Below are 17,833 nucleotides of genomic sequence, written 5' to 3'. Positions count from 1 at the left end.
TCATCCATGGCAGGCTCCAACTCAAGAAAACCGGTTGTTGGCATGAAGATCTCGCGTCGCGCTCGTTTCCGCATTGCTGGCCGTTTCCGGCTGCACCACCCTGAGCGGCAAGGGCCCCACCATCGCGCCGACGCTCGCCGCGACGCCTCCGGCCAGCGGTGGCAAGGTCACCACGACGATCATTTCCGCGATGGGCGGCGGTCTCATCGGCGGGTCGATCGGCGCCGGCCTCAGCGATGCCGAGAAGCGCAGTGCGCTCGAGGCTGAATACAAGGCGCTCGAATATACGACCAGTGGCCAGAAGGTGACGTGGAAGGGCGCCCAGGCCTCGCGTTATGGCGAGGTCGTCCCGGCCCAGCCCTACCGCGTCGGGTCGCAGGACTGCCGCCAGTACACGCAGACGGTGTTTAACGGCGGGGCCGGGGTCACGGCGCGCGGAACCGCCTGCCGCAACGCCGACGGCAGCTGGACGCCGCTGACCTGACAACCAGTTGGGTCCAGCTGGGATCCGGCCGATTGATGTCGATCAAGGACATGCGGCGCGCCTGCCGTCAAAGCGTCGCAGCACGCCTGAGTTGGCAGGGCCGGGCTCTGCCGTTATTGGAAGAACCATGCTGTTCTGGGTCATAGCCGCAATTCTCACGCTGGGCGCAAGCCTGGCGGTACTGCTGCCGCTGGCTGGCGGCTCGAAGGGCGCGTCGTCGAGCGGCGATCACGATCTGGAAGTCTATCGCGATCAGTTGTCCGAGCTCGACCGCGACGCCGCGCGCGGCTTGATCCAGCCGGCGGAGGCGACCGAGGCGCGCGCGGAGATCGCCCGTCGCATCCTTCGCCTCGACAATGCGGAAGTGGCCGGCGAGGCATCCGCCAGGCGAGCATCGGTCGCGGCAAGGCTGGTGGCAACCGCGGCCGTGTTGGTGGTACCGATTGTCAGCTGGGGCCTCTACAGCCAGCTCGGCTCGCCTGATCTGCCGTCGCAACCGCTCAGCGAGCGGTTGGCCAAGATCCGGCCGACAGTTCGGTCGACGAACTGGTGGCGCGGGCGGAAGCCCATCTCGCCGCCAATCCTTCCGATGGCAGGGGATGGGACGTGCTGGCGCCGGTCTATCTGCGCATGCAGCGCTTTTCCGATGCGGCAGCGGCTTATCGCAACGCCATTCGCCTCGATGGTGACAGTGCCGATCGCCAGGCTGGTCTTGGCGAGGCGATCGCCAGCGCGGCGGGCGGCATCGTCTCGGCCGATGCCCAGGATGCCTTCGAAGCAGCGCTGAAGCTCGATCCGGCCAATGCGAAAGCCAGCTTCTACCTGGCCGTGGCGCTGGCGCAGGAAGGGCGCGGCCAGGAGGCCGTCACGGCCTGGCAGGCCATGCTGGGGAAACTGCCGCCGGATTCGCCATGGCGCAGCGCGGTCGAGCAGGCGCTGGCGAAATCCGGCAGCCCCGAGATCGCTTCCGGGAGCACCGCGAACGGTCCCGGTGCCGGCGATATCGACGCCGCTTCCGCCATGTCTCCCGCCGACAGGGAAGCCATGATCAACACGATGGTCGCCGGCCTCGACGACAAATTGCGGCAAAACCCGCGCGACGCGGAAGGATGGACGCGGCTCGTTCGTTCCTATGTCGTGTTGGGCAAGGCCGATCAGGCGCGTGACGCGCTGGGTCGCGCCATCGCCGTCTTTGGGGCCGACAGTGACGAAGCGAAGAAATTAACCGCCTTTGCCGCCTCGCTTGGCCTGACGGCAACGGAGTAACCAGAATGACGCGTAAGCAGAAACGACTGTCGGTGATCGCGGGCGGACTGGCTTTTCTGGGCGCCGCCACCGGACTGACATTCTACGCGCTCGGCCAGAAGGCCTCCTATTTCTACATGCCCGCCGACCTGACCACCGCCAGCCTGCAGCCCGGCCAGCGCATCAGGCTGGGCGGCCTCGTCGAAAAGGGTACCGTCGAGCGCGGCCAGGGCGCCACGGTGGCTTTTTCGGTGACCGACAACCAGAAGGACGTCAAGGTCAGCTACACCGGCATCCTTCCCGACCTTTTCCGGGAAGGGCAGGGGGTGATCACCGAAGGCTCGTTTGACGCGGACGGTGTCTTCGTCGCCGACAGCGTGCTGGCCAAGCATGACGAGAACTATATGCCCAAGGACGTGGCCGACAAGCTCAAGGCCAAGGGTGTGTGGGAGGAAAGCAAAAAGTGAATAGGCAGGTTCGGCAAAATTGCCCCACGGTTCTGCGGCAAGAATCCGCAGCAAAACAAAAATCTGGACGCCATGATGGTTGAAACCGGACATTTCGCCCTGGTTCTGGCGTTTGCGCTCTCGTTGGTGCAGACGATCGTGCCGCTGTTTGGCGCGCGCTTGAACAACCAGCGCCTGATGGCTGTCGGTGGTCCGGTCGCGGTGACCGGCTTTGCCCTGACGGCGCTGTCCTTCGTGGCGCTGGCGAGCGCCTATGCAAGTTCGGACTTCTCGGTGGCGAGTGTGTGGGAAAACTCGCATTCGCTGCAGCCGCTGATCTACAAGATCACCGGAACCTGGGGCAACCACGAAGGCTCGATGCTGCTGTGGGTGCTGATCCTGACCTTCTTCGGCGCTCTCGTCGCTGCGTTCGGGTCCAACCTGCCGGCGACGTTGCGCGCCAATGTGCTTGCCGTGCAAGGGGCGATCGGCGCTGCCTTCTTCCTGTTCATCCTGGCAACGTCCAATCCGTTCGTGCGGCTCAATCCGGCGCCGATCGAAGGCCGCGATCTCAACCCCATCCTGCAGGATCTCGGGCTCGCCGTTCACCCGCCGCTGCTCTATCTCGGCTATGTCGGCTTCTCGATCTGCTTTTCCTTCTCGGTAGCCGCTCTCATCGAGGGGCGCATCGACGCGTCCTGGGCACGCTGGGTGCGGCCGTGGACGCTGGTCGCCTGGATGTTCCTGACCGGCGGCATCGCCATGGGATCGTACTGGGCCTACTACGAACTCGGCTGGGGCGGTTTCTGGTTCTGGGATCCGGTCGAGAATGCCTCCTTCATGCCGTGGCTGGCGGGCACGGCGCTGCTCCATTCGGCCATCGTCATGGAAAAGCGCTCGGCGCTGAAGATCTGGACGCTGCTGCTCGCCATCCTCACCTTTTCACTGTCGCTGCTCGGCACCTTCCTGGTGCGCTCGGGCGTGTTGACCTCAGTGCACGCCTTTGCCACCGATCCGACGCGCGGCATCTTCATCCTGTGCATTCTTACGCTGTTCATTGGCGGCTCGCTGGCGTTGTTCGCGCTGCGCGCCTCCCGATTGACGGCCGGCGGCCTGTTCCATCCGATTTCGCGCGAAGGCGCGCTTGTCCTCAACAATTTGTTTCTGACCACGGCCACCGCGACCGTGCTCGTCGGCACGCTTTATCCGCTGGCCGTCGAGGCCTTTTCGGCCGACAAGATCTCCGTCGGTGCGCCGTTTTTCAACCTGACCTTCGGGCCGTTGATGGTGCCGCTGCTGGTGATGGTTCCGTTCGGTCCGCTGCTAGCCTGGAAGCGGGGCGACGTCTTCGCCGCCGCGCAGCGCCTGATGGTGGCCTTTGCCGCGGCCCTTCTGGTAACGCTGGTCACCGCTCTGTTCATCGACGGCGCCTCGGTGTTCGCGGCGCTTGGCGTCGGCCTTGCCGTCTGGCTGATCCTCGGCGCGCTCACCGACCTTGCCGTCAAGTCCGGCTTTGGCAATGTTGCAACGGGGATCATGGTCAGGCGCTTGCTTGGCTTGCCGCGCTCGGTCTTCGGCACTGCCTTGGCTCATCTCGGTCTTGGCCTGACCACGCTCGGCATCGTCGGTACGCTTTGCTTCGGCACCGAAAAGATATTGTCGATGCATGCCGGCGAGACGGTGGAATTGTCCGGCCACACGCTGCGTTTCGTCGGGCTTTATCCTGCCCAGGGGCCGAACTACAGCGAGGACCGTGGTCGCTTCGAGCTTATCGGCGTCAGCGGCAGCGCTATCGGCGAAATGAGTTCCGCCAAGCGTTTCTATCCGGTGCGGCAGATGACGACGACCGAGTCCGGCATCAAGACGCTCTGGTTCAGTCAGCTCTACCTTTCGCTCGGCGACGAGGGCAAGGATGGCTCGGTCGTGGTGCGCCTGTGGTGGAAACCGCTGGTGACATTGATCTGGGGCGGTGGCCTGGTGATGATGGCTGGCGCGGCCATGTCGCTGATGGACAGGCGCCTGCGCGTCGGCGCCCCATCGCGCCGCCGCAGGCAGGCGAGCGCCGTGACTTCCGCGGGTCTGCCATGAACGCGAGACTTTCGCTGACCTCGATTGTGCTGCTGCTGGCGCTGTTCTTTGCCGGCACGGCAATGGCGGTGAAGCCCGACGAAATGCTGGCCGATCCGGCGCTCGAGGCGAGGGCGCGAGTGCTCTCGGAAGGCCTGCGCTGCATGGTTTGCCAGAACCAGTCGATCGACGAATCCGACGCCGATCTTGCTCGCGATCTACGCATCCTAGTGCGCCAGCGCCTCGTCGCCGGCGATACCGATCAGCAAGTGATGGATTACGTGGTGTCGCGTTACGGCGAATTCGTGCTGTTGAAGCCGCGCTTCGAGCCGCGCAATGCCTTGCTGTGGGGTACGCCGGTCATCCTGCTGCTGGTGGGAGGCTTTTTCATCGTACTGACGGCGCGGTCGCGCCGCACACTGGCAACAAAATCCCTGTCGGCCGAAGAACAGGCATCGTTGGACGCCATATTGCGCCGCGACTGACGGCTGCGGTGACCCGCGAACATTACCAAAGTTTCATGTGTCGGAAATGGCGCTGTAATGTGCGCCTCTCTAAGTCTCCTTTCCCGAGGATGCCGATCAAGCGCGTCCATTTGAAGAGGATACGAGACCCATGAATATTGCCCCCAATTCATATTCCGTCACCCGCAAGCGTCTCATGGCTGCCGTCGCGTCCATCGCCGTTGCCGGTGCGATCGGCGTCGGCGTGCTGACGACCGGAACCGGGCCTGTCTTGGCCGATGCCGTGCGCGTCGAGGCACCGCAGGTGCCGGGCTTCGCCGATGTCGTCGAGCGCGTTTCGCCCGCCGTGGTCAGCGTCAAGGTGAAGGCCAAGATCAGCCCGGCGGCGGACGATGGCTCCGACCAGTCCGACGATCCGAATGGCATGAACGACATGCCCGACAATCCGCAGTTGCGCCGCTTCTTCAAGGAATTCCGCGGCTTTGGCGACCAGGGCGGTCAGAATGAGGACGGTCACCGCCGGTTTGGACGCCGCGACCACAACAACGGCCAGCCGCGGCCGGTTGCGCAGGGTTCCGGCTTCTTCATCTCCGATGACGGCTATCTCGTCACCAACAACCACGTCGTCGAGGAAGGCTCGGCCTTCACCGTGGTGATGAATGATGGCAAGGAACTCGACGCCAAGCTGATAGGCACCGACCCGCGCACCGACCTCGCCGTGCTCAAGGTCGACGGTGTCGGCAAGTTCACCTATGTCGACTTCGCCGACGATTCCAAGGTTCGCGTCGGCGACTGGGTGGTGGCCGTCGGCAATCCGTTCGGCCTCGGCGGCACCGTCACCGCGGGCATCGTCTCGGCCCGCGGCCGCGACATCGGCGCTGGCCCTTATGACGACTTCCTCCAGATCGACGCCTCGGTCAACCGCGGCAATTCGGGCGGCCCGACTTTCAACCTCAACGGTCAGGTCGTCGGCATCAACACCGCGATCTTCTCGCCTTCCGGCGGCAGCGTCGGCATCGCCTTCGACATTCCGGCTTCGACCGCCAAGCAGGTGGTGCAGGACCTGATGAAGAGCGGCAGCGTACAGCGCGGCTGGCTTGGCGTGGAAATCCAGCCGGTCACGGCGGACATCGCCGATCTCGCTTGGCCTGAAGTCGGACAAGGGAGCCCTGGTGTCCAGCGCCCAGGACAACGGCCCCGGCAAGAAGGCGGGCATATCGGCCGGTGACGTGATCACCCAGGTCGACGGCAAGGACGTCGCTTCGCCGAAGGAACTTGCCCGGCTTATCGGTGCTTACTCGCCGGGCAAATCAGTCGATGTCACGGTCTGGCGTGACGGCAAGAGCCAGACGGTCAAGGTCGACCTCGGCACATTGCCCACGAGTGACAAGCAGGCTTCGGCCGACCAGCCGCAGCAGCCCGCCGCTCCGGCAAAACCCGACACCCTGGCCGATCTCGGTTTGACCGTCACCAAGTCCGAAAACGGCAAGGGTCTTGTGGTGACCGACGTCGATCCGGACAGCGATGCCGCCGATCGCGGCATCCAGCCGGGCGACATCATCACCGCCGTCAACTCGACCGAAGTGAACGGCACCGACGACGTCGCCAAGGCCATGACCGAAGCGGTCAAATCCGGCCGCAAGGCAGTGCTGATGCAGATCACCCGCGACGACAACAACCGTTTCGTCGCGCTGCCCGTCGCCAAGGGCTGACGCTGGCTCCGGAACCGGAGTCCGGTTTCGGAGGCGGCAGGTTCGACTTTTCCAGTGCGGCCGTTTCAAACACCCCCGAGCCGCCGCACGGGAGAGCATGGAGCCGAGCACGTTAGTCAGTCATCGTGCTCCCCTCCGGCGGCAGCGGGCCTCCCATCGCCCGCTGCCGCACATTTCCAAAAACGCGTTTCAGCAATCTTGGCGAAACGACATCGGGAACGAGGATTTTTATCGCGCGCGGCTTCCAATCATCTTGATCGCGATGCGCTTTGGCAAAGGCCACAATGCAGATGCCTGCTACTCAACCTTCCAGCGAAATCGCGTATAACAGCCCGATGAAGATTCTCGTCATAGAAGACGATCGCGAGGCCGCGGATTACTTGCAGAAAGCCTTCACCGAGGCCGGTCACACCGCTCATGTCGCCGGTGACGGCGAAACCGGCTTCGCGCTCGCCGATGCCGGCGATTACGACGTGATGGTCATCGACCGCATGATGCCGCGTCGCGACGGCCTGTCGGTCATCACCGGTCTGAGGTCCAGGGGCAACACGACGCCGGTGCTGATCCTGTCGGCGCTCGGCGAGGTCGATGACCGGGTCACCGGCCTGCGCGCCGGCGGCGACGATTATCTGACCAAGCCCTACGCTTTCTCCGAGCTTCTGGCCCGCGTCGAGGTCCTGAACCGCCGTGCCAGCGCCAAGGAAGCCGAAACCGTCTACCGTGTCGGCGATCTCGAACTCGACAGGCTGTCGCATTCGGTCCGCCGCGCGGCACGCGAGATCACGTTGCAGCCGCGCGAATTCCGCCTGCTCGAATATCTGATGCGCCATGCCGGCCAGGTGGTGACGCGCACCATGCTGCTCGAGAATGTCTGGGACTATCATTTCGATCCGCAGACCAACGTCATCGACGTCCATGTCTCGCGGCTGCGCGGCAAGATCGAGAAGGGTTTCGACAAGCCGATCCTGCATACAGTTCGCGGCGCCGGCTATATGCTGAAAAGCGGCTAGCAGCAGCATGGCTCTTTCCGTGCCAGCCATCATGAAGACGACGGCAGCGCGGCTTTCGGCGCTCTATCTTCTGCTCTTCGCGCTCTGCGCAGTTCTGCTTGTGTTCTACATGACATCGCTGTCGGCGCGCATGCTGACCGCGCAGACGCAGGAGACCATCAACGACGAGGTGCTCGGCCTCGCTCGCGCCTATCAGCGCGGCGGATTGCCGATCCTGGTGCGCGTGGTCGAACAGCGTTCCCGCCAGCCTGGCGCCAACCTCTATCTGATCGCTGACGCCAACGGCCAGATCCTGACCGGCAACGTGCAGAGCCTGGAGCCGGGCGTTCTGGAAAACGAAGGCTGGACCAGCAGCCCGTTCTCCTATCAGCGCTTTGGCGAGGGAGAGCTTGAGCGTCTGCGCAATCTGCCTGCTGAACAGGGCACCACCACGCAACCCGATCAGAACGATACGCAGGTACAAGGCGAAAAGGGTCACAACGCCATTGCCTTGGTGCTTCGCCTGCCGAACCAGATGATCATGCTGGTGGGCCGCGACCTTGGCGAGCCGGAGCGGCTACGCGCCGTCATTCGCCGCGCCTTGACGTTGGCGCTCGGCATGATGGCGGTTGGCGGACTGCTGATCTGGTTCTTTGTCGGCCGCGCTGCGCTGAAGCGCATCGATAGTGTGTCGGAAGCAAGCCGCCGCATCATGGGCGGCGACCTGTCGGGCCGGCTGCCGGTTACCGGGGCCGGTGATGAGTTCGACCGTCTCTCCGAGAACCTCAATTCCATGCTGGCCAGGATCGCCACGCTCAATGAAGGCTTGAAGCAGGTTTCAGACAACATCGCGCATGATTTGAAGACGCCGTTGACGCGGCTGCGCAACCGCGCCGAAGCGACGCTTTCCGGCAAGCACAAGTCCACCGACTACCGCCAGGCGCTGGAAAGCACGATTGCCGAGTCCGACCAGCTGATAAAGACCTTCAATGCCATCCTGATGATCTCCCGGCTGGAGGCGGGCTACTCTTCCGAGAACACCAACCGCGTCGATCTGGCGGCGGCGGTGCGCGATGTCGTGGAGCTCTACGAGCCCGTGGCGGAAGAGGCTGACGTTTCGCTCGAAGCCACGACGGACGGCGCCTTCATAGTCAACGGCAATCGCGAGCTGATTGGCCAGGCGCTGTCCAACATCGTCGACAATGCCATCAAATACTCGACCGATTCCACCTCCAAACCGGCCGTTCGCGTGGCGCTCGGTCGCGCCGGCGGCGAAATCAGGCTTTCCGTCACCGACAATGGCCAGGGCATCCCGGACGATGCCGACCGCGCACGGGTGACCGAACGTTTCGTGCGGCTGGAGAAGAGCCGTTCGCAGCCTGGCTCGGGTCTCGGTCTCAGTCTCGCCAAGGCCGTGATGACATTTCACAATGGCCGGCTTGATCTCTTGCCTGGCAATCCCGGATTATCCGTGGTCATGAGTTTTCCCGCACGGGAGGATCATTGATGAGCGCGGTTGCGAAGCGGGCGGAGGCGGAGTGGCTGTTGAAGCCGGCGGCAAGGCTTTCTCCCCTGGACGAAAGCCATGCGCGGCAGGAACTGGCCGAGATCGCTTGCGCGGCACGCGAAGAAGGGCTGGCGCGGCTGGCCAAATTCCTGGCCGGCAAGGGGGAGGGCCAGGACTTCCTGGCAGCTGTCTTCGATTTGTCGCCGTTCCTGCGTGATACGGCGCGTCGCCGGCCGCGGATCCTGGACGGGCTTTTCGACCAGACGGTCGAGGCTCGGCTGAAGGCGATCGGGGCCGCGATCGATCGCGCGCATTTGGCCGAGGCAGTCTCGGAATCCGGCCTGATGATGGAACTGCGTCAGTGGAAGGCCGAGGCGCATTTCCTGATCGCGCTGGCCGATCTTGCCGGCGAGGCCGAAACGGCGCTGACGGTACGGCGGTTGAGTGACCTGGCCGATGCCTGCGCGCGTGCCGCCGTCGACTTCCTGCTGCGCGACGCGCATGGCCAGGGCAAGCTCAAACTGCCGGATCTCGATAATCCATCGCGGCAATCGGGCTGGATCCTGCTCGGCATGGGCAAGCTTGGCGCGCATGAGCTGAATTTCTCTTCCGACATCGATCTTGTGGTTTTCTTCGATCCGGAGGCGCCGGCCATCGTCGATCCTCTTGACGCCACCGAGCTGTTTTCGCGCCTGACACGCCGGCTGGTGCGCATACTGCAGGACCGCACCGAGCACGGCTATGTCTTCCGAACCGATCTCAGGTTGCGCCCCGATCCCGGTTCGACACCGCTGGCGATCCCTGTTGAAGCGGCGCTGCGCTACTACGAGGCGCGCGGCCAGAACTGGGAGCGCGCCGCGATGATCAAGGCGCGCCCGGTGGCCGGCGATCTGGACGCCGGTGCGGCCTTTCTCAAGGAGCTTCAGCCCTATATCTGGCGCAAATACATGGATTACGCGGCGATTGCCGACGTCCACTCGATCAAGCGCCAGATCCACGCCCACAAGGGCCATGGCGAGATCGCCGTGAAGGGGCATAATGTCAAGCTCGGGCGCGGCGGCATTCGCGAGATCGAGTTCTTCGTCCAGACACAGCAGCTCATCGCCGGCGGCCGCTTTCCGGAACTGCGCGGTCGCGAAACAGTGCCGATGCTCGGCCAGCTTGCGGCGCGCGGCTGGATCACCGCCGACGCGCGCGACGCGCTCGCCCGTCAGTACTGGTTCCTGCGCCGTGTTGAACACGCCGTGCAGATGGTTGCCGACGAGCAGACGCACACGCTGCCGGACGACGATGAGGGGCTGGAGCGCATCGCCCGCATGCTTGGTTTCGCCGATGCGGCCGCCTTTTCCCTGGCGTTCCGCGCCTCGCTGCAACAGGTCGAACGCCACTACGCCGCGCTGTTTGAAACCGCGCCCGAGCTTTCGACGGGCATCGGCAATCTGGTCTTCACCGGCGATGTCGACGATCCCGATACGTTGCAGACCCTGCACGGCCTCGGCTTCCAGCGGACGAGCGACATCTGCCGCGTCATCCGCGGCTGGCATTTCGGCCGCTATCGCGTCACTCAGTCGGCGGAGGCACGCGAGCGACTGACTGAGTTGACGCCGGCGCTGCTGCGCTCTTTCGGTCAGACGCGCCGGGCGGACGAAGCCCTGCTCCGCTTCGACGAGTTCCTTGCCGGCCTGCCCGCCGGCATCCAGCTCTTTTCGCTGCTGCAGTCCAATCCGGCCCTGTTGAAGCTTTTGGCGACGATCATGGGTGCCGCACCCCGGCTGGCGGCGATTATCACGCGCCGGCCGCATGTCTTCGATGGCCTGCTCGACCCCGCCCTGCTGACAGAATTGCCGGATCGCGCCTATCTGTCGGGCCGGCTTTCCGCCTTCCTCGAAGGCGACAGGGCCTATGAGGATGTGCTCGACCGTCTGCGCATATTTGCCTCCGAGCAGAAATTCCTGATCGGCGTCAGGCTGCTCGCCGGCTCGATCGATCCGGCCCGGGCCGGCCGCGCCTTTTCCGACCTGGCCGATCTCACCATCGGGGCGGCGCTGCAGGCGGTGACGGCCGAATTCGCGGTACGCCATGGCACGATTGCCGGCGGCGTGGTTTCGCTGCTCGGCATGGGCAAGCTTGGCAGCCGCGAGCTGACCGCCGGGTCGGATGTCGACCTGATCCTGCTCTACGACCACGAGCCAGACGCCGAGGACTCCGACGGCGACAAGCCACTGGCGCCCTCGCACTACTACACCCGCATGACGCAGCGGCTGATATCGGCGGTGTCCGCGCCGACCGCGGAAGGGGTGCTCTACGAACTCGACCTGCGGCTGCGGCCATCGGGCAACAAGGGTCCGGTGGCCACCCACATCGACGCCTTCAAGAAGTACCAGCGCCAGGAGGCCTGGACGTGGGAGCACATGGCGCTGTCGCGGGCGCGCGCTATTGCCGGCGACGCCAGCCTGTGCGGCGAGGTTGAAGCGGAAGTTGCCGCGGTGCTTGGCCAACCGCGCGACGCTGCAAAGGTGATGTCCGAGGCCGCGGATATGCGCGCCATGATCGAGGCCGAAAAGCCGCCGCGCGACCTCTGGGACATCAAGCTCGTACCCGGCGGTCTGATCGATCTCGAATTCATCGCCCAGGTGGCGGTGATCACCGCGCAGGTCGAAGCCGGGCCGCGCGTCACCGGCACGGCCGAGATCCTGTCCCGTCTGGCGCCCGGCTTTGCCGAGGCCGGGGTCAGGCAGGAACTTGCCGATGCCTATGCGCTCTATCTGGGGCTGACCCAGATGACCCGGCTGTGCCTCACCGGAGCCTTCGAGCGCGACGACGTTCCGCCGGGGCTTTCGGATCTGCTTCTGGCGGTCGCCGACCTGCCGGATTTCGGTGTGCTGGAAGCACATCTCAAGGAAACGTCGCGGAAGGTCAGGAAGGATTTCAACCTTCTGCTTCGTGCCGGACGACCGTGACGAACGGTTGTCCGGCCAGAGCATCGGACCCAACGGTGGGAACCGGTTTTGGGAAAGTCCGATGCTCAAACAAGGAGATAGAGCGGCAATAGATCCGCCACTCCAGCGTCGGGGGTGACGATGCAACAGGAGAAGACCATGAGAAAGACGACCAAACTTGCCCTTGCCTTCGTAGCCTTGGCCGGCGCCGTCGGCACCACGGCCTATGCCGAAAACAACGCCAGCGCAAAAATGCGCGAAGGCATGATGATGCGCCTCAACAAGGCGATGAGCGATTCGGACGGCACCATCACGTTCGACCAGTTTTCCGACGCCATGGACGCGCGGCTGAAGAAGCTCGTTGCCGACAATGGCGGCAAGCTGACCGTCGCCCAGCTCGCAGACGCGCTGGAGAAGGCGCGTTTCGAGCGGATGGCCAAGCGCATCATCGCCCGTTACGACAGCAAGGGCGACGGCACGCTGACCACCGACGACATCACCAGTCGCCAGAAAAAGGTCTTTGCCATGCTCGACAGGAACAATGACGGCAAGATCGAAAAGAGTGAGCTGCCGAAAGGCGACCGCTTTGGCCGCCACCGCAAATCGGATGGCGACGGCAATGACGGTGACATGCAGTAGGGAAGCAAGCCGCGTCCTGAGGGCCTGACCGGAGGCTCCGACATCTGAAACGCGGAATTCCGGCGGCAGGCGCCGCCGGAGACACGTTCCCCGACGAACCGGCGCAACCCGTCAGGCCGCGGCCTTAATCGCGAGCGTCGCTTTCTTGACTGGAATGCGCACCGACACGATCGTGCCGGCGCCTTCGGTCGAGCGGATCTTCAGCGCGCCGCCTTGCAACTCGGCCAGCGAGCGCGAGATGGCAAGGCCAAGGCCGGAACCGGCATGGTTCTTGGAAAACTGGTTCTGCACCTGTTCAAAGGGCCGTCCGAGCTTGCCGAGCGCTTCCTTCGGGATGCCGCAGCCATTGTCCTCGATGGTCAGCACCAGTGCGCCGGATGTGTTGCGAGCCCTGACCGATATGTGCCCGCCCTGACCGGTGAATTTCACCGCGTTGGACAAGAGGTTGATGACGATCTGCTTGATCGCACGGCGATCGGCGATCAGCGTCAGCGCGTCGGCGATGCGTGTTTCAACGGTGATCGCCTTTTGCGCCGCTTGCAGCGAGACGACACGAACCGTTTCGCTGATCAGCGGACCGAGATCGATTTCTTCCCGATCCAGCGAGAACTGGCCGGCCTCGATCTTGGACATGTCGAGAATGTCGTTGATGACGCCCAGCAGATATTTGCCGCTGCTGTTGATGTCGGTGGCATATTCCTCGTAGCGCTCCGACCCCAGCGGACCGAACAGGCCCTGTTCCATCAGTTCGGAGAAGCCGATGATGGCGTTCAGCGGCGTGCGCAATTCATGCGACATGTTGGCCAGGAACTCGGATTTGGCCCGGTTCGCCGCTTCGGCGCGTTCGGTTTCCTTCATGTATTTGCGGTTGAGGTCGACCAGTTCGCGCGACCGCTCCTCTTCGGCCCGGCGAGCGAGGCTCAGATCATGGATCGTCGCCATCAGCCGACGTTCGCTGTCGACGAGTTTCTCCTGATGCAGCTTTATCTGAGTGATATCCGAGCCCACCGAAACGATACCGCCGTCCCGGGTCCGCAGTTCGTTGACCTGCAGCCAGCGGCCGTCAGCCAGCTGCCGCTCGAAGGTAGCGCCACCTTGCAGTCCGTTGGTGTTGGCAAGCCGCCGTTCGGAAGCGAAGGCCAGCATGCGTTCTTCTAGTGCGGCGCGCGCAACGCCTGGCATCACATCGCGGTCCGAAAGCCCGTTGTCCTGCTGGTATTTGGAATTGCACATGATCAGGCGCTGGGCCGAATCCCACAGCACGAAGGATTCGTTGATGTTCTCGATCGCCGTCCTGAGGCGAAGATCAGCCGCCTCGGAACGCAGCGCCAGATGGCGCTGCTCGGTGACGTCGACGGCGATGCCGATCAGCTGGATCTCCGGCGCTTCCGGATCGATGACTTGCGCCCTGGCGCGCATCCATACCCATTGACCGTCGGCATGCCGCATCCGGAACACCTGGTCGATATGGTCGATCTCGCGGGAGACGATCCTGTTGGCCAACAGGAACAGGTCGCCATCCTCGGGGTGAATGATCTCGTCGACCTCGCCGAAGGACAGCATCGTATCGCAAGGCTCGTAGCCGAGCATGTCGTACATCGAGCGCGACCAGTACATCTTGCCGCGCACCATGTCCCAGTCCCACAGGCCGCAGCGGCCGCGAACCAGCGCCATGTCGATGCGCTGATGCGCTTCGAGATAGATACGATCGGCCGCCTGCGCGCGCGCCGCCTGGCCGAAATAGGCGTAGAGGATGATGATCAGCACGCCGGCCGTCAGCACGAACAGGGTGACGTTCAGCGAGACGGTCTTGCGCCACGCATCGAAAACCGCATCCTGCGGAACCAGGGCCGCCGCCGCGCCTTTTCGCCCATTGGCCAGGCTGACCGCCGCATACCAGTCCTGTCCGCCGATGTTGACCTCCATCACGCCGGCGCGGTCGCCGAACATGAACAATGGCTGGCCGCCCTGGACGAGACCGTCGAGCGAATGGCCTTGCCATGGCATCGAACGCGGAGTCACCGCGACGATCTTGAAAGCGCTGTCGGTGATGACAAGCACATGGCTGCGGCCCATCGCACCCTGACGGCTGGTGGTTTCCAGAAGATCCTGGATGGCGCCTGGCACCGTGTCCGAAGTGGTGGCGAGTGAACTCGCCAGTTGGCCCGCTGCCAGCGTGAGGATTGCCTTGGCATCGCGCTCGACATCGTCGCGCTCGTTCATCAGCGATAGCACCCGCAGCGCCGCGATGACGATCAGAAATGTAATGATGAGAGCCGGTATCGATCGGCGCAATAGCGGCTCCGCGGCCAGCAGCCGCCGGTAGGCCGGTTCGGCGATGAGCCGCGTATTCCCGGCAAGGCCGTCGCTTCGCGCCTCGCGGCGGGCAAAAGCCTTCCCTCCGGGCGCGCCCCACGCGTCCGCCTTCGCCATAAATGGCACTCCCCGAATTTGCCTATGCTTGGTGATCCGGCAAACGCCGCACATCCGAATCGTCAGTAAAGAATCAAAGGTGATTCGCCTTGTCCAGTGGTCCGGCGAAAAAAGATTAAAAATCGACTAAAATAATGGACTTTCGCCGGCTTCGCGGCTCTGCCTTCCCCGGAAAGGGGAAGGGAAGGGCGATTACGCCAGCGTGCGCTCGACAATGTCTCTTAAATCCGCCGACAGGTTTTCGGTGCCGGCGATCGAAAGCAGCGCTTCCCTGGCCTTGGCCTGCCGGCCAGGTTCGAGCGAACGCCACGATCTGAGCGCCGTCGCCAGCCTTGCCGCCACTTGCGGGTTGCGCTTTTCGACCTCGAGCACTGTCCGCGAGAAGAACCTGTAGCCCTCGCCGTCGGCGCGGTGGAAGCCGGTCTGGTTGGCGCTGGAGAATGTGCCGATTAACGAGCGCACCCGGTTCGGATTGGCCATCGAGAAGGCCTGATGAGCGGTCAGGGCGCGCACTGTATCGACAGCCTGCGGACCGGGCACGCTGGCCTGGATCTGGAACCATTTGTCCATGACCAGCGGGTCGGCTCCATATGTCGTCTCGAAAGCCGCCAGTGCCCTGATTGCCTCGGGCGAACCGTGGTGGCGATGGGCGAGCACGGTAAGTGCGGCGGCGCGGTCGGTCATGTTGGTCGCCGATTGGAAGTGGCTCATGGCAAGCGCCGCTCCGCCCGGCTGCAAGGAGAGATAGTCCAGCAGGATGTTGCGCAAAGCGCGTCGTCCGGCGCTCGCCGCGTCAGGGCTGAATGCGGCCTTGTCGGCAAGACGGTCGTAGAGGCCGGCAAATGTGTCCCGGTTGGCGCTGCCGATCGCGAGCGTCAGGGCCTCGCGGGCCGCATGGATGGCGTCGGGATCGATATTCTTGCCGATGTCGCGGGCGATGTCGGCGTCACCTGGCAACGCCAGCGCCAGCGCCCGGTAGGCAGGCTCCAGCGTCTCGTCGCCGGCGATGTTGCCGGCGAGTTCGGTCAGCCGCTGGGCGAAGACCGGCTGCTTGCCGCCAAGGATCTGGCGGAAGGCGGCAATCAGCGCATCGGTCAGCAGCGTGTTGAAGGCCTGCCAGCGCGAGAAGGCATCGCTGTCATGGCGGGCGAGGAAGAACTGGTCGTCGGCCTTCTGCTCGACGGAAAGCGTCACCGGCGCCGAAAAGCCGCGGTTGAGCGAGACGGCCGGCCGTTCGGCCACGCCCGAGAAACGCACCATGTGGCGGCGCTTGCGGACATGGATGACGCCGTCCTCAACGCTGGCACCCTCGACGCTGCTATACTCGACCGGCCTGCCGCCGGCACCGATCAGGCCGAAGGCGAGCGGAATGTGCATCAGCCGCTTGCGGCTCTCGGATGGCGTCGGCGGCACCGACTGCTCGATCTCGAGCGTGAACTCACGCGCGGCCGGATTGTGCGTCGAACTGACCGTCAGGTTGGGCGTGCCCGCCTGATGATACCAGAGCGCGAACTGCGACAGGTCGCGGCCGGACGCATCCTCGAACACCTTGATGAAATCCTCGATCGTCGCCGCCTCGCCATCGTGCCGCTCGAAATAGAGGTCCATACCGGCGCGAAAGGCGTCAGGCCCAAGGATGGTGCGGATCATGCGCACCACTTCGGAGCCTTTCTCGTAGACCGTCGCCGTGTAGAAATTGTTGATCTCGCGATAGCGGCGCGGCCGCACCGGATGCGCCAGCGGCCCCTGGTCCTCGGGAAACTGGTGGGCGCGCAGCGTGCGCACCTCGGCGATGCGTTTGACCGCTCGCGAGCGCTGGTCGGCGGAGAATTCGTGGTCGCGAAAAACCGTCAGCCCTTCCTTCAGGCAAAGCTGGAACCAGTCGCGGCAAGTGATTCTGTTGCCTGTCCAATTGTGGAAATATTCATGCGCGATGATCGCCTCGATATTGGCGAAATCGGCATCGGTCGCGGTCTCCTGGTCGGCCAGCACATACTTGTCGTTGAAGATGTTGAGGCCCTTGTTCTCCATCGCACCCATGTTGAAGTCGGACACGGCGACGATGTTGAAGACGTCAAGGTCGTATTCGCGGCCAAACGCCTCCTCATCCCATCGCATCGACCGCTTCAGCGCGTCCATGGCGTAGCCGGCCAGCTTCTCCTTGCCTGGCTCGACATAGATGCCGAGCTCGACCTTGCGGCCCGACAGGGTGACGAAGCTGTCGGCGACCTTGCCGAGATTGCCGGCGACCAGCGCGAACAGGTAGGACGGCTTGGGGAAGGGGTCGTGCCAGACCGCATAGTGCCAGCCATCGCCGAGATCGCCATTGTCGACCGGGTTGCCGTTGGACAGGAGCAGCGGCGCCTCGTCTCGCAGCGCCTCGATCCGCACCGTGTAGACGGACAGGATGTCGGGTCGATCGAGGAAATAGGTGATGCGGCGAAAGCCTTCGGCCTCGCATTGCGTGCAGTAGACATTGCTGGAGCGATAAAGGCCCATCAGGGCTTCGTTGCCGTCAGGTGCCAGCTCGGTCTCGATAACCAGCTGAAAGCGACGCGCGGCCGGCGGCTTGAGGATGGTCAGTTGGTCGGGGCTCACCAGCAGATCCGCCGGCTTCGCTTTCTTGCCCTCGATCTCGACGCGCTCGAGCGTCAGCCCGTCGCCGTCCAGCACCAACGGTGCCGACACGGATACGCCGTCACGGCGCTCGACTGTGAGCACGGCGGTGACGCGCGTTGCTTCTGGCGACAGGCGGAAGGTGAGGTTCGCTTGCGGAATGAGGTAATCGTTGGGGCGATAGTCTTCGAGCTTGAAGACCTGGCCGGTGTCCGTGCGCATTCCGTGGGTTTTCCTGTCGATTGCGTTGGCGGCGGATTGTTGCCGCTGGTCCTAAAAAATTTGAAGTCCG

At 64.0% G+C, this 17,833-nt stretch carries 10 protein-coding genes and 2 pseudogenes; 10 read left to right on the top strand and 2 right to left on the bottom strand.

What is annotated here, in order from left to right:
- Window positions 1–73 precede the first annotated feature (73 nt).
- The 10 genes and pseudogenes from AC56QP_RS05975 to AC56QP_RS05930 all read left to right on the top strand — a co-directional run bounded on the left by AC56QP_RS05975 (window position 74) and on the right by AC56QP_RS05930 (window position 12,492).
- The gene (locus AC56QP_RS05975) at window positions 74–484 is read left to right on the top strand and encodes an RT0821/Lpp0805 family surface protein (RefSeq protein ID WP_497109026.1); all 411 of its coding nucleotides are present in this window, start codon (window positions 74–76) and stop codon (window positions 482–484) included.
- Between the two features lie 127 nt (window positions 485–611).
- A pseudogene (gene ccmI, locus AC56QP_RS05970) lies at window positions 612–1,750 on the top strand (c-type cytochrome biogenesis protein CcmI).
- Window positions 1,751–1,755: 5 nt separating this feature from the next.
- Entirely contained in the window at window positions 1,756–2,196 is a 441-nt protein-coding gene (gene ccmE / locus AC56QP_RS05965; protein ID WP_489860528.1) for a cytochrome c maturation protein CcmE, read from the top strand.
- A gap of 75 nt (window positions 2,197–2,271) precedes the next feature.
- Window positions 2,272–4,263, top strand: a complete 1,992-nt coding sequence (locus AC56QP_RS05960) for a heme lyase CcmF/NrfE family subunit (protein WP_489860529.1) — start codon at window positions 2,272–2,274, stop codon at window positions 4,261–4,263.
- Window positions 4,260–4,727 carry a cytochrome c-type biogenesis protein gene (locus AC56QP_RS05955; RefSeq protein ID WP_489860530.1) on the top strand — a complete coding sequence of 156 codons (468 nt, stop codon included), beginning with the start codon at window positions 4,260–4,262 and terminating at the stop codon, window positions 4,725–4,727. The genes AC56QP_RS05960 and AC56QP_RS05955 overlap by 4 nt, the downstream gene beginning before the upstream one ends.
- Window positions 4,728–4,857: 130 nt before the next feature.
- Window positions 4,858–6,418 (top strand): annotated as a pseudogene (locus AC56QP_RS05950) (Do family serine endopeptidase).
- A gap of 335 nt (window positions 6,419–6,753) precedes the next feature.
- Window positions 6,754–7,428, top strand: coding sequence for a response regulator transcription factor (locus AC56QP_RS05945; protein ID WP_167365012.1), 675 nt, complete (start codon window positions 6,754–6,756; stop codon window positions 7,426–7,428).
- 7 nt (window positions 7,429–7,435) lie between these two features.
- Window positions 7,436–8,914, top strand: coding sequence for a sensor histidine kinase (locus tag AC56QP_RS05940; RefSeq protein WP_489860532.1), 1,479 nt, complete (start codon window positions 7,436–7,438; stop codon window positions 8,912–8,914).
- Window positions 8,914–11,874, top strand: coding sequence for a bifunctional [glutamine synthetase] adenylyltransferase/[glutamine synthetase]-adenylyl-L-tyrosine phosphorylase (locus AC56QP_RS05935; RefSeq protein ID WP_489860533.1), 2,961 nt, complete (start codon window positions 8,914–8,916; stop codon window positions 11,872–11,874). The genes AC56QP_RS05940 and AC56QP_RS05935 overlap by 1 nt, the downstream gene beginning before the upstream one ends.
- 138 nt (window positions 11,875–12,012) lie before the next feature.
- Entirely contained in the window at window positions 12,013–12,492 is a 480-nt protein-coding gene (locus AC56QP_RS05930) for an EF-hand domain-containing protein (protein ID WP_489860534.1), read from the top strand.
- A gap of 111 nt (window positions 12,493–12,603) precedes the next feature.
- On the opposite strand, the gene AC56QP_RS05925 is transcribed toward AC56QP_RS05930, so the two are convergent.
- Together AC56QP_RS05925 and pepN are read right to left on the bottom strand one after the other, a co-directional pair.
- Entirely contained in the window at window positions 12,604–14,925 is a 2,322-nt protein-coding gene (locus AC56QP_RS05925; protein WP_489860535.1) for a PAS domain-containing sensor histidine kinase, read from the bottom strand.
- Between the two features lie 192 nt (window positions 14,926–15,117).
- Complete coding sequence (gene pepN, locus AC56QP_RS05920) at window positions 15,118–17,763, bottom strand: aminopeptidase N (RefSeq protein WP_489860536.1); 2,646 nt, start codon at window positions 17,761–17,763, stop codon at window positions 15,118–15,120.
- Between the last annotated feature and the right edge of the window lie 70 nt (window positions 17,764–17,833).

It is taken from the genome of Mesorhizobium sp. RCAM 05104 (assembly GCF_059683645.1).
The sequence above is the reverse complement of the archived record's forward strand: the minus strand, read 5'-3'. Positions and strand labels throughout refer to the sequence as shown.

What these genes read in the sequence shown, in the direction of transcription:
- ccmE (WP_489860528.1), top strand. Translation starts at nt 1,756, where the DNA reads ATGACGCGTAAGCAGAAACGACTGTCGGTGATCGCGGGCGGACTGGCT.
- AC56QP_RS05960 (WP_489860529.1), top strand. Translation starts at nt 2,272, where the DNA reads ATGGTTGAAACCGGACATTTCGCCCTGGTTCTGGCGTTTGCGCTCTCG.
- AC56QP_RS05955 (WP_489860530.1), top strand. Translation starts at nt 4,260, where the DNA reads ATGAACGCGAGACTTTCGCTGACCTCGATTGTGCTGCTGCTGGCGCTG.
- AC56QP_RS05945 (WP_167365012.1), top strand. Translation starts at nt 6,754, where the DNA reads ATGAAGATTCTCGTCATAGAAGACGATCGCGAGGCCGCGGATTACTTG.
- AC56QP_RS05940 (WP_489860532.1), top strand. Translation starts at nt 7,436, where the DNA reads ATGGCTCTTTCCGTGCCAGCCATCATGAAGACGACGGCAGCGCGGCTT.
- AC56QP_RS05935 (WP_489860533.1), top strand. Translation starts at nt 8,914, where the DNA reads ATGAGCGCGGTTGCGAAGCGGGCGGAGGCGGAGTGGCTGTTGAAGCCG.
- AC56QP_RS05930 (WP_489860534.1), top strand. Translation starts at nt 12,013, where the DNA reads ATGAGAAAGACGACCAAACTTGCCCTTGCCTTCGTAGCCTTGGCCGGC.
- AC56QP_RS05925 (WP_489860535.1), bottom strand. Translation starts at nt 14,925, where the DNA reads ATGGCGAAGGCGGACGCGTGGGGCGCGCCCGGAGGGAAGGCTTTTGCC.
- pepN (WP_489860536.1), bottom strand. Translation starts at nt 17,763, where the DNA reads ATGCGCACGGACACCGGCCAGGTCTTCAAGCTCGAAGACTATCGCCCC.